The following is a 12,602-nucleotide window of genomic DNA, read 5'->3' on the forward strand; positions in this document are numbered from 1 at the left end:
CGGTACAATCCGGGCCTCGTTGTCTCTATGTAACTGGACAGGATCACTATGCCGGCTTCATTCGTTCATCTACGCCTGCACACTGAATACTCCCTGGTCGACGGGCTGGTGCGGATCAAGCCGCTGGTCAAGGCGCTGACCGCCATGAACATGCCGGCGGTCGCGGTCACCGACCAGAACAACATGTGTTCCCTGGTCAAGTTCTATAAAAACGCCATGGGCGCCGGCATCAAGCCGATCTGCGGCGCCGACCTGTGGCTGGCGAACAAGGACCCGGATGCACCGCTGAGCCGCCTCAGCCTGCTGGTGATGAACGCTCAGGGTTATCGCAATCTCACCGAATTGATCTCGCGTGGCTTCATCGAAGGCCAGCGCAACGGCATGGTCATCGTCGAGCGCGAGTGGGTGGCCGAGGCCAACGAAGGTTTGATCATGCTGTCCGCCGCCAAAGAAGGCGAGATCGGCATGGCCATGATCGGCGGCAATCCGGCGGAAGCCGAAGCGCTGGCGCGCGAGTGGATGGCGGTGTTCCCGGATCGCTTCTATCTGGAAATCCAGCGCACCAACCGCCCCAACGATGAAGAACAGCTGCACGGCGCCGTGGCACTGGCCGACAAGCTTGGCGCACCGCTGGTGGCGACCAACGATGTGCGTTTCATCAAGCAGGAAGACTTCGCCGCCCACGAAACTCGTGTGTGCATCGGTGAGGGCCGCGCCCTCGATGACCCGCGTCGTTCGAAGAATTACAGCGATCAGCAATACCTGAAAAGCGCCGAGGAAATGCTCGAGCTGTTCAGCGATATTCCCGACGCCATCGAAAACACCGTCGAGATCGCCAAGCGCTGCAACATCGAAGTGAAGCTGGGCACACACTTCCTGCCCAACTTCCCGATTCCCGATGGCATGACCATCGACGAATATTTCCGCAAGGTCTCCTTCGAAGGTCTCGAAGAACGCTTGGCTGTGCTGCTGCCCAAAGACACTACTGAAGACTACGAAGCCAAGCGTCAGGTCTACGTCGACCGCTTGAATTTCGAGCTGGATATCATCATCCAGATGGGCTTCCCCGGTTACTTCCTGATCGTGATGGACTTTATCCAGTGGGCCAAGAACAACGGCGTGCCGGTAGGTCCGGGCCGTGGGTCGGGTGCCGGTTCGCTGGTGGCTTACGTACAGAAGATCACCGACCTCGACCCGCTGGAATATGACCTGCTGTTCGAACGTTTCCTCAACCCGGAACGGGTCTCCATGCCCGACTTCGACGTCGACTTCTGCATGGACGGTCGTGACCGGGTGATCGATTACGTGGCCGAGAAATATGGCCGCAACGCGGTGAGCCAGATCATCACCTTCGGTTCCATGGCCGCCAAGGCTGTGGTCCGTGACGTGGCGCGGGTGCAGGGCAAGTCCTATGGCCTGGCGGATCGTCTGTCGAAGATGATTCCGTTCGAAGTCGGCATGACCCTGGAAAAAGCCTACGAGCAGGAAGAGATCCTGCGCGACTTCATCAAGGTCGATGAAGAAGCGGCGGAAATCTGGGAGATGGCGCGCAAGCTTGAGGGCGTGGTGCGTAACGTCGGCAAGCACGCCGGTGGTGTGGTGATCGCGCCGACCAAATTGACCGATTTCTCGCCGATCTATTGCGACGAGGCCGGTGACGGTCTGGTGACCCAGTTCGACAAGGACGACGTTGAGGCCGCCGGTCTGGTGAAGTTCGACTTCCTCGGCCTGCGTACCCTGACGATCATCGACTGGGCGCTCAAGACCATCAACCGTGACCGCGCCAAGGTCAACGAGCCGCCGCTGGATATCGCCTTTATCCCGCTCGACGACAAGCCGACCTATCAGTTGCTGCAAAAAGCCGAAACCACGGCGGTGTTCCAGCTTGAATCCCGGGGCATGAAAGAGCTGATCAAAAAGCTCAAGCCCGACTGCCTGGAAGACTTGATCGCACTCGTTGCACTGTTCCGTCCCGGTCCGCTGCAATCGGGCATGGTGGACGACTTCATCAACCGTAAGCACGGTCGCGCCGAACTGGCCTATCCGCACTCGGACTACCAGTACGACGGTCTCAAGCCGGTACTGGCGCCGACTTACGGCATCATCCTGTATCAGGAACAGGTGATGCAGATTGCCCAGGTCATGGCCGGTTACACCCTCGGCGGTGCGGACATGCTGCGTCGGGCGATGGGTAAGAAAAAGCCCGAAGAAATGGCCAAGCAGCGCGGCGGCTTCATCGAGGGCTGCGCGACCAACGGGATCGACGCGGATCTTGCCGGTAACATTTTCGACCTGGTGGAGAAATTCGCCGGTTACGGCTTCAACAAGTCCCACTCCGCCGCTTACGGCCTGGTGTCGTACCAGACCGCTTGGCTGAAAGCTCACTACCCGGCGCCGTTCATGGCCGCGGTACTTTCGGCGGATATGCACAACACCGACAAGGTCGTGACCTTGATCGAGGAAGTGCGGACGATGAAGCTGCGCCTCGACGCGCCGGACGTGAACACTTCGGAGTTCAAGTTCACGGTGAACGACGACGGCCGCATCGTTTACGGCCTCGGCGCGATCAAAGGCGTCGGTGAAGGTCCGGTGGAAGCGATCACCGAAGCGCGTCAGGCCGGTCCGTTCAAGGATCTGTTCGATTTCTGCGCGCGGGTCGACCTCAAGCGCATCAACAAACGAACTCTTGATGGCTTGATTCGCAGCGGCGCGCTGGATCGCCTCGGCCCGTATTTCCACGACGAACAAAAGGCCTATCAAGCCAACATCGACCGTAACCGCGCGGTACTGCTGGCGGCGATGGAAGAGGCGATCAAGGCGGCCGAGCAGACTGCGCGGACCCACGACAGTGGCCACGCCGACCTGTTTGGCGGCTTGTTCGTCGAAGAAGACGCCGACGTTTACGCGTCTCATCGCAAAGCCAAGGAACTGACCCTAAAGGAACGCCTCAAGGGTGAAAAAGACACCCTGGGCCTGTACCTGACCGGTCACCCGATCGACGAATACGAAGGCGAAATCCGCCGCTTCGCCCGTCAGCGCATCATCGACCTGAAACCGGCGCGCGATACGCAGACGGTGGCGGGGATGATCATTGCCCTGCGGGTGATGAAGAACAAGAAGGGCGACAAGATGGGCTTCATCACCCTCGACGACCGCTCCGGACGGATCGAAGCGTCGCTGTTTGCCGATGCGTTCCATTCGGCGCAGTCGCTGCTGCAGACCGACGCGATGGTGGTGGTCGAAGGCGAAGTCAGCAATGACGACTTCTCTGGCGGTCTGCGCCTGCGGGTCAAGCGCGTGATGAGCATGGAAGATGCGCGCACCAATCTGGCCGAGAGCCTGCGCCTGAAGCTGCACACCCAGGATCTGAAAGGCGATCAGCTACGCTGGTTGGGCGAACTGCTCAAGCGTCATCGCGGCGCGTGCCCGGTGACCATGGAGTACACCAGCCCGGATGCGAAGACCTTGCTGCAGTTCGGCGAGACCTGGCGGATCGACCCGGCGGATACCTTGATTCAAGCCCTGCGTGACCAGTTCGGGCGAGACAACGTCTTCCTCCAATACCGTTGACCGGCAAGTGCCATCATTGCGCTTGCCCACAACCTGAATTTTTAATCTCGACCTCAGCGCGCCTCTCCCTTAAGGTAGGGCGCGAATAGACAACCGGCCGGCCCAAGCTCACTTGGGACACGACCCAAGACGGACGCCTATGAACCCGAATTTTCTAGATTTCGAACAGCCGATCGCCGACCTGCAAGCCAAGATCGAAGAGTTGCGCTTGGTCGGTAATGACAATTCGCTGAATATCGGCGATGAGATCTCCCGCCTGCAGGACAAGAGCAAGACGCTGACCGAAGACATCTTCGGCAAGCTGACCAGCTGGCAGATCGCACGCCTGGCGCGTCACCCGAAACGCCCTTACACCCTCGATTACATCGAGCACATCTTCACCGAGTTCGACGAACTGCACGGCGACCGTCACTTCTCCGACGACGCTGCCATCGTTGGCGGTATCGCCCGTCTGGAAGACCAGCCGGTGATGATCATCGGCCACCAGAAGGGCCGTGAAGTGCGTGAGAAAGTTCGCCGCAACTTCGGTATGCCGCGTCCGGAAGGCTACCGCAAGGCCTGCCGTCTGATGGAGATGGCCGAGCGCTTCAAGATGCCTATCCTGACTTTCATCGACACCCCGGGTGCCTACCCCGGCATCGACGCTGAAGAGCGCAACCAGAGCGAAGCGATTGCCTGGAACCTGCGGGTGATGGCGCGTCTGAAGACTCCGATCATCGCCACTGTAATTGGTGAAGGTGGTTCCGGCGGCGCACTGGCCATCGGCGTCTGCGATCAATTGAACATGCTGCAATATTCGACCTACGCGGTGATCTCGCCGGAAGGTTGCGCATCGATCCTGTGGAAGACCGCCGAGAAAGCACCGGATGCCGCTGAAGCAATGGGCATCACCGCTGAGCGTTTGAAAGGCCTGGGTATCGTCGACAAAGTGATCAGCGAGCCACTGGGCGGCGCCCACCGTGATCCGGCTGCTGCCGCCGCTTCGATCCGCGCCGAACTGAGCTCGCAACTGGCGATGCTCAAGCAGTTCGATAACGAAGCGCTGCTCAAGCGCCGTTACGATCGCCTGATGAGCTACGGTCTCTAATCAGACGCGTGCTATCACTGTGGGAGCGAGCCTGCTCGCGAAACCGGTATGACAGTCGACGAAATTGTTGAATGTCAAATCGCTTTCGCGAGCAGGCTCGCTCCCACAGAGGACCAGGCAAAGGTGCAGATATGGGCCAGTCCCCGATTGATTTGCCATCCCGTCTTCTGCTGAACCTTGAGCCTTGGCGCCACGCCGCTCACTGGCGCATCGCCTTCTCCGGTGGCCTCGATTCCACCGTCCTCCTGCATCTGCTCGCCACTCTGGCGAACACCGAATCCCTCCCTGCGCTCAGCGCCATTCATATCCACCACGGCCTTCAGGCTGCGGCCGATGCATGGCCGCAACATTGCCAGGCCGTCTGTAATGCGCTGGGCGTGCCGTTGCAAGTGAAGCGGGTGACCGTAAAGGGCGGGGCGAGCCTGGAGCGGGCGGCGCGGGATGCGCGTTATGCCGCGTTCAGTTCGCTGACGCAGAGCAATGACGTGTTGCTGACTGGCCAGCACCGCGATGACCAAGCGGAAACGCTGCTGTTTCGGCTGTTGCGCGGTACCGGTGTACGCGGGCTCGGGGCGATGCCGCAGCAGCGCCCAGTGGGGCAGGGCATGCTGGTTCGACCGTTGCTGGATGTCAGCCGTGCTGAGCTGGAAGGTTATGCACAGGCGCATCAGTTGCGCTGGATCGAAGACCCGTCGAACCAAGACCGGCAGTTTTCGCGCAACTATTTGCGCCATCAAGTCATGCCGGTTCTCACCGAGCGCTGGCCGCAAGCGCAGGCCAGCATGGCGCGCACGGCTGCGCATCTGCGTGAGGCGCAGGGCTTGCTCGATGAGCTGGCGCAGATCGATCTCGCACAAGCCGAAACGCCCCATGAATTCGCTTGGCTGGGTGTGCCATCGCTGGAGCTGACACCATTGATGGCATTGTCTGACGCGCGCCAGCGAAATGCCCTCAGCCACTGGCTCGAACCATTGACCCGGCTGCCAGATGCTGACCATTGGCCGGGTTGGACAACGCTGTGCAATGCCGGCGCCGACGCTTCTCCGATCTGGCGTCTGGCCGACGGAGAGCTGCACCGCAGCGTCGGTCGCGTCTGGTGGCTGAGCGGCAATTGGTTGGGCGCGCCAGTGATCGGCGCCGACTGGCAGACCCCGACTTCAGCGCTACGCTTGCCGGATAACGGACGCGTCATGCTCCACGGGCAAGCTCCATCCGGGCCTTTGCGTATTGCCTATCGGCAAGGCGGTGAGGTCATGCAACTGGCCGAGCGCGGCAGCCGTGATCTCAAGCGTCTGCTCAACGAGCGCGCGGTCCCGGCCTTCGTGCGTGGCAGATTGCCGCTGCTGTTTCGTGGCGAAGAATTGCTCGCCGTGGCGAACCTGCCGGGTCTTGATGGTCAGATGGACGAAGGCTGGACATTGCACTGGCAGCCAACAGACGAAGATCAAGGTTTGAGCTGAAAGGAGCATTCCGGTAGACTACGCTCCCTTCTTGATACAACTTCTGTGGATTCGCCTGAATTGCAGGAGTTGCCGATTACCAAGCAGTCTTTGCTGGGCGATTCCAAAAAATGTGTAGCGAGCAACGTACCGGTGTTTCATCTACCGGTCTGTCACAACGCGGCGGTTTTTTCGAAAGGTGCACTGTGATTAATGCAGGTGATCGGGGGCTTCGGCCTTCCTTCGCTTTCCCCGGCGGCTCGTTCCGCTTTAACGCAGACTTCTAGGGTTTTTCATGACGCGCTACATATTCGTCACGGGCGGTGTTGTTTCTTCATTGGGGAAAGGCATTGCCTCGGCTTCATTGGCGGCTATCCTGGAGGCGCGGGGGCTTAAGGTCACCATGCTGAAGCTGGATCCGTACATCAACGTCGATCCAGGCACCATGAGTCCGTTCCAGCACGGTGAAGTGTTCGTCACCCACGACGGCGCCGAGACCGATCTGGATCTGGGGCACTACGAGCGGTTCATCCGCACGACCATGACCCAGAACAACAACTTCACCACCGGCCGTGTCTACGAGCACGTGCTGCGCAAAGAGCGCCGTGGCGACTACCTGGGTGCAACCATCCAGGTGATCCCGCACATCACCGACGAAATCAAACGTCGCATCATCAAAGGTGCCGGTGACGCTGACGTGGCGATGGTTGAAATCGGTGGCACCGTCGGTGACATCGAGTCGCAACCATTCCTCGAAGCCATCCGCCAGTTGCGTTTCGAAGTCGGCGCCAAGCGCGCGATGCTGATGCACCTGACGCTGGTGCCGTACATCGCCACCGCTGGCGAAACCAAGACCAAACCGACCCAGCACTCCGTCAAGGAACTGCGCTCGATCGGTCTGCAGCCAGACGTGCTGGTGTGCCGCTCCGATCACCCGATCGATGTGTCCTCGCGTCGCAAGATCGCGCAATTCACCAACGTTGAAGAGCGTGCGGTAATCGCGCTGGAAGACGCCGATACCATCTACAAGATCCCGGGCATCCTGCACTCGCAGGGCCTGGACGATTTCGTCGTCGAGCGTTTCGGTCTGCAGTGCGGCAGCGCCGATCTGTCCGAGTGGGACGCAGTGGTCGATGCCAAGCTGAACCCGGAACACGAAGTGACCATCGCCATGGTCGGCAAGTACATGGAACTGCTCGACGCGTACAAGTCGCTGATCGAAGCGATGAGTCATGCCGGCATCAGCAACCGCACCAAGGTCAACCTGCGCTACATCGATTCCGAAGACATCGAGAACCAGGGCACTGCGCTGCTCGAAGGTGTCGACGCGATTCTGGTGCCGGGCGGCTTCGGTCTGCGTGGCGTGGAAGGCAAGATCACTGCCGTTCAGTACGCTCGCGAAAACAAGGTTCCGTACCTCGGCATCTGCCTCGGCATGCAAGTGGCGGTCATCGAATTCGCCCGTAACGTACTGGGCTGGAAAGACGCCAACTCCACCGAGTTCGATCGGGCCAGCGGCCATCCGGTGGTCGGTCTGATCACCGAGTGGGAAGACGCCACCGGCGCTGTCGAAGTGCGTACCGAAGCGTCCGATCTGGGCGGCACCATGCGCCTCGGCGCGCAGGAGTGCCTGCTCGAGCCGGGCTCCAAAGTGCACGATTGCTACGGCAAGGACGTGATTGTCGAGCGTCACCGTCACCGTTACGAAGTGAACAACAACCTGCTGCCGCAGATCATCGAAGCCGGCCTGAAGATTTCCGGTCGCTCCGCCGATGCTGCGCTGGTCGAAGTGGTTGAAGCGCCGGATCATCCATGGTTCGTCGCCTGCCAGTTCCACCCTGAGTTCACCTCGACGCCACGCGACGGCCATCCGCTGTTCAGCGGTTTCGTCAAAGCCGCGTTGGCTCAACACCAGAAGAAGGCGTAACCCGATGGCACAGAAGATCATCCGCGTCGGCGACATCGAGATTGCCAACGACAAACCCATGGTGCTGTTCGGCGGCATGAACGTGCTGGAAAGCCGTGACATGGCCATGCAGGTTTGCGAAGAGTACGTGAAGGTCACCGAAAAACTCGGTATCCCTTACGTGTTCAAGGCCAGCTTCGACAAGGCCAACCGGTCTTCTGTGACTTCGTATCGCGGTCCTGGCCTGGAAGAGGGCATGCGCATCTTCCAGGACATCAAGCAAGCCTTCGGCGTGCCGATCATCACCGACGTCCACGAGCCGGATCAGGCTGCGGTCGTCGCTGAAGTCTGCGACATCATTCAGCTGCCGGCCTTCCTGTCGCGCCAGACCGATCTGGTTGTCGCGATGGCCAAGACCAATGCCGTGATCAACATCAAGAAAGCCCAGTTCCTCGCGCCTCAGGAAATGAAACACATCCTGAACAAGTGCGTGGAAGCCGGTAACGATCAGTTGATCCTCTGCGAGCGTGGTTCGAGCTTCGGCTACAACAATCTCGTGGTCGACATGCTCGGCTTCGGCATCATGAAGCAGTTCGAATACCCGGTGTTCTTCGACGTGACCCACTCGTTGCAAATGCCCGGCGGTCGTTCCGACTCCGCCGGCGGTCGCCGTGCGCAGGTCACCGATCTGGCCAAGGCCGGCATGAGCCAGTCGCTGGCGGGTCTGTTCCTCGAAGCGCATCCGGATCCGGACAACGCCAAATGCGACGGCCCTTGCGCCTTGCGTCTGGACAAACTGGAGCCATTCCTGGCCCAGCTCAAGGCTCTGGACGAACTGGTGAAGAGTTTTCCGACGGTAGAAACCGCGTAACGCTCGATTCTCCGGTAAAGTACCGCACGATTTGTCGCTCATGCCCTCGGGCGTGAGCGTTGTCGTCTGCAAGTCTGCCCGCTGTACTTCGCTTGCCGACGATAAAGATTTCCTCTAGCTGCGTCGTTTTCGTCAACTTTGGAGTGTTTACAACAATGGCAAAAATCGTCGACATCAAAGGTCGTGAAGTTCTCGACTCCCGTGGCAATCCCACCGTGGAAGCGGACGTGCTTCTCGACAACGGCATCATCGGCAGCGCCTGCGCGCCGTCCGGTGCATCCACTGGCTCGCGTGAAGCGCTCGAGCTGCGTGATGGCGACAAGAGCCGTTACCTGGGCAAGGGCGTGCTCAAGGCGGTAGCCAACATCAACGGTCCGATCCGCGATCTGCTGCTGGGCACCGACCCGAGCGACCAGAAAGCCCTCGACCAAGCGATGATCAAGCTCGACGGTACCGAAAACAAAGCGACCCTGGGCGCCAACGCCATCCTCGCCGTGTCCCTGGCTGCGGCCAAGGCAGCTGCGCAGGATCAGGATCTGCCGCTGTACGCACACATCGCCAACCTCAACGGCACCCCGGGTGTGTACTCGATGCCGGTCCCGATGATGAACATCATCAACGGTGGCGAGCACGCCGATAACAACGTCGACATCCAGGAATTCATGGTTCAGCCAGTCGGCGCCAAGTCCTTCTCGGAAGGTCTGCGCATGGGCACCGAGATTTTCCATCACTTGAAAGCTGTGCTGAAGGCCCGTGGCCTGAGCACCGCCGTTGGCGACGAAGGCGGTTTCGCGCCGAATCTGGCGTCCAACGAAGATGCACTGAAAGTGATCTCCGAAGCCGTGGCCAATGCCGGTTACAAGCTGGGCACCGACGTGACCCTGGCGCTGGACTGCGCCGCGAGCGAGTTCTACGAAGACGGCAAGTACAACCTGTCCGGCGAAGGCCAGGTGTTCACTGCTGAAGGTTTCGCCGACTACCTCAAAGGTCTGACCGAGCGTTACCCGATCATCTCCATCGAAGACGGTCTGGACGAATCCGACTGGGCCGGCTGGAAAATCCTCACCGACAAGATCGGCGAGAAGACTCAGCTGGTGGGCGACGACCTGTTCGTGACCAACACCAAGATCCTCAAAGAAGGCATCGATAAAAAGATCGCCAACTCGATCCTGATCAAGTTCAACCAGATCGGCACCCTGACCGAAACCCTGGAAGCCATCCAGATGGCCAAGGCTGCCGGCTACACCGCCGTGATCTCGCACCGCTCCGGCGAAACCGAAGATTCGACCATTGCCGACCTGGCTGTGGGCACCTCGGCTGGCCAGATCAAGACCGGTTCGCTGTGCCGCTCCGACCGCGTTTCCAAGTACAACCAACTGCTGCGTATCGAAGAGCAGTTGAACGGCAAGGCCAAGTACAACGGCCGTGCCGAGTTCCGCGGTTAAGCGCAACCTGATCAAAGGACACCGGATTGTGTCGGAAAAGTCGTGACAGCGATGGATTTGCCACTAATCTGATGCCTTAAGCACAAGCCTGGATCTTTCCAGGCTTCGTGCTATCAGATGCTGCAACATTATGCGTGGCTGTCTTTTTTCACTGGATACCTGATATTCGATGCGCAGTCCTTACTGGTTGTTTCTTGTTTTGCTCTTGCTGCTGGCCGGTCTGCAGTACCGCCTGTGGGTGGGCAATGGCAGTCTGGCGCAGGTCGCCGAGCTGAAACAGCAGATCGCCGAACAACATGCCGAGAACGAAGGCCTGTTGGAGCGCAACCGGGTGATGGACGCGGAAGTCAGCGAATTGAAAAAAGGCATGGAGACCGTTGAAGAGCGGGCTCGTCACGAACTGGGCATGGTCAAGGATGGCGAAACCCTTTACCAGTTGGCCCAATGATCGATTCCCTGCCGGCCTTCTGGGCCGTGATTCCTGCTGCGGGCGTCGGTGCCCGAATGGCCGCGGACCGTCCCAAGCAATATCTGCAACTGGGCGGGCGCACAATTCTCGAACACAGCCTCGGCTGTTTCCTTGATCACCCGAGCCTCAAGGGCCTGGTGGTCAGTCTTGCTGTCGATGATCCCTATTGGCCGAATCTGGCATGCGTCAACGATCCGCGCATTCAGCGGGTTGATGGCGGGGCGGAGCGTTCCGCTTCGGTGCTAAACGCCTTGCTGCATCTGCATGCGCAAGGTGCCGACGATGACGATTGGGTGCTGGTGCACGATGCGGCCCGGCCAAATCTGAGTCGCGATGATCTCGACAAGTTGCTTGCCGAACTCGCGGATGACCCGGTCGGTGGTCTGTTGGCGGTGCCCGCTCGCGACACGCTCAAACGCATTGATAAAAACGGTCGTGTGGTTGAAACGGTGGACCGCAGTGTGATCTGGCAGGCGTATACGCCGCAGATGTTTCGCCTCGGCGCGTTGCATCGAGCGTTGGCCGATAGCCTGGTTGCGGATGCCGTGATCACCGATGAAGCTTCTGCGATGGAATGGGCCGGTCTGGCACCGCGTCTGATCGAAGGGCGGGCGGATAACCTCAAGGTGACCCGGCCGGAAGATCTGGAGTGGTTGCGCCAGCGTTGGGCGAATCGCCGCTGAGATTTGGGGTCGCTGTGGCATTGCCTTCGCGAGCAGGCTCGCTCCCACAGAGGGAATGCATTCAGCTGTCGAACTCGGTCAATTGTGGGAGCGAGCCTGCTCGCGAAAACGGTCGCACAGGCAACCAATAACTCAAAGTTTGTACTCCGGCCTTTCAGCCAGTCCCACCTTCAAATAATCCACCAACTTGCGCACCTTCGGCGACAGATGCCGCTGCTGCGGATACAACGCCCACACCGCCGTATTCGGCGGCTGATGCGCCTCCAGCAAGGAAATCAGCGCGCCACTGTGCAGGTGCTCGAGCACGTAATAGTCCGGCAACTGACACAACCCGACACCCTGAAGCGCCGCATCCAGCACCGCCTGCCCACTGTTGCAACGCCAGTTGCCCTGCACCCGCTGGGAAAATTCCCGCCCGTTCTGTTCCAGTTGCCAGATATCCGAACTGCCGATCAGGCAATTGTGTCGACTCAATTCCGACAAACTGTGTGGGCGCCCATACCGTTCCAGGTAGGAAGGCGACGCGCACAGGTACATTCTTCGTGGCGCCAGGCGTGTCGCGACCAAGCGCGAATCCTGTAGCCGACCCAGACGAATTGCCAGATCCAGCCCTTCATGCACCAGATCCAGCTGGCGATTGCTCAGCTCGATATCGATACGCAGCTGCGGGTACAGCCCCATGAAGCGAGTCACCAGCGGCACGATAAAACGTTCGCCGTAGGCCACCGCGCAGGTCATGCGCAGCATGCCTTTCGGTTCGCTGGTCAGATCGCCCACCGCGCGCAACGCTTCTTCGCGGCCGTCCTGCAGGCGCTGGCAATGTTGCAGGAAAGTCTGCCCGGCCTCGGTCAGCGTCACCCGCCGGGTGCTGCGGTAGAGCAGCCGCGTCTGCAAACGCTCTTCGAGCCGTACGATTTGTCGACTGATGTGTGAGGAAGAAACCCCAAGACGCTCGGCAGCGGCAGTGAATTGATTGCATTCGGCGACGGCAACAAACTCGTCGATGCCTTCCCAGCGGTTTTCCGACACTTGGATTATCCCTGTATGGCAATAATGTTTTGCTTTGGTCCGGATTATTCCTCAGGGCGCGCTGAACTACACTGACTGTCTGCTTTTTTATTTATTGGGTTCA

At 59.7% G+C, this 12,602-nt stretch carries 9 protein-coding genes; 8 read left to right on the forward strand and 1 reads right to left on the reverse strand.

Going from position 1 to position 12,602, the window contains the following annotated elements:
* Positions 1–48: 48 nt before the first annotated feature.
* From dnaE to ispD, 8 genes are all read left to right on the forward strand, one after another.
* Complete coding sequence (gene dnaE, locus AB4N73_RS00400) at positions 49–3,570, forward strand: DNA polymerase III subunit alpha (RefSeq protein WP_122747625.1); 3,522 nt, start codon at positions 49–51, stop codon at positions 3,568–3,570.
* 139 nt (positions 3,571–3,709) lie between these two features.
* Entirely contained in the window at positions 3,710–4,657 is a 948-nt protein-coding gene (locus AB4N73_RS00405) for an acetyl-CoA carboxylase carboxyltransferase subunit alpha (RefSeq protein ID WP_016771465.1), read from the forward strand.
* 131 nt (positions 4,658–4,788) lie between these two features.
* Positions 4,789–6,117 carry a tRNA lysidine(34) synthetase TilS gene (gene tilS, locus AB4N73_RS00410; RefSeq protein WP_460142781.1) on the forward strand — a complete coding sequence of 443 codons (1,329 nt, stop codon included), beginning with the start codon at positions 4,789–4,791 and terminating at the stop codon, positions 6,115–6,117.
* Positions 6,118–6,391: 274 nt separating this feature from the next.
* A complete protein-coding gene (locus AB4N73_RS00415; RefSeq protein WP_076566135.1) occupies positions 6,392–8,023 on the forward strand; it encodes a CTP synthase in 1,632 nt (543 codons plus the stop codon).
* A gap of 4 nt (positions 8,024–8,027) precedes the next feature.
* Entirely contained in the window at positions 8,028–8,873 is an 846-nt protein-coding gene (gene kdsA / locus AB4N73_RS00420) for a 3-deoxy-8-phosphooctulonate synthase (RefSeq protein WP_007954807.1), read from the forward strand.
* 155 nt (positions 8,874–9,028) lie between these two features.
* Positions 9,029–10,318, forward strand: a complete 1,290-nt coding sequence (gene eno, locus AB4N73_RS00425; protein ID WP_041478121.1) for a phosphopyruvate hydratase — start codon at positions 9,029–9,031, stop codon at positions 10,316–10,318.
* Between the two features lie 169 nt (positions 10,319–10,487).
* Complete coding sequence (ftsB, locus tag AB4N73_RS00430) at positions 10,488–10,766, forward strand: cell division protein FtsB (protein WP_016771460.1); 279 nt, start codon at positions 10,488–10,490, stop codon at positions 10,764–10,766.
* A complete protein-coding gene (gene ispD / locus AB4N73_RS00435; protein ID WP_056783224.1) occupies positions 10,763–11,470 on the forward strand; it encodes a 2-C-methyl-D-erythritol 4-phosphate cytidylyltransferase in 708 nt (235 codons plus the stop codon). Before ftsB ends, ispD begins: the two co-directional genes overlap by 4 nt.
* A 132-nt stretch (positions 11,471–11,602) precedes the next feature.
* On the opposite strand, the gene AB4N73_RS00440 is transcribed toward ispD, so the two are convergent.
* Complete coding sequence (locus AB4N73_RS00440; protein ID WP_056783227.1) at positions 11,603–12,499, reverse strand: LysR family transcriptional regulator; 897 nt, start codon at positions 12,497–12,499, stop codon at positions 11,603–11,605.
* Positions 12,500–12,602 lie beyond the last annotated feature (103 nt).

The sequence above is a fragment of the Pseudomonas sp. S3_B08 genome (genome assembly GCF_054667725.1).

Bases quoted from the DNA above. Each gene is read 5' to 3' on its own strand.
- AB4N73_RS00405 (WP_016771465.1), top strand. From the start codon at position 3,710: ATGAACCCGAATTTTCTAGATTTCGAACAGCCGATCGCCGACCTGCAA.
- kdsA (WP_007954807.1), top strand. From the start codon at position 8,028: ATGGCACAGAAGATCATCCGCGTCGGCGACATCGAGATTGCCAACGAC.
- eno (WP_041478121.1), top strand. From the start codon at position 9,029: ATGGCAAAAATCGTCGACATCAAAGGTCGTGAAGTTCTCGACTCCCGT.
- tilS (WP_460142781.1), top strand. From the start codon at position 4,789: ATGGGCCAGTCCCCGATTGATTTGCCATCCCGTCTTCTGCTGAACCTT.
- ftsB (WP_016771460.1), top strand. From the start codon at position 10,488: ATGCGCAGTCCTTACTGGTTGTTTCTTGTTTTGCTCTTGCTGCTGGCC.
- ispD (WP_056783224.1), top strand. From the start codon at position 10,763: ATGATCGATTCCCTGCCGGCCTTCTGGGCCGTGATTCCTGCTGCGGGC.
- AB4N73_RS00415 (WP_076566135.1), top strand. From the start codon at position 6,392: ATGACGCGCTACATATTCGTCACGGGCGGTGTTGTTTCTTCATTGGGG.
- dnaE (WP_122747625.1), top strand. From the start codon at position 49: ATGCCGGCTTCATTCGTTCATCTACGCCTGCACACTGAATACTCCCTG.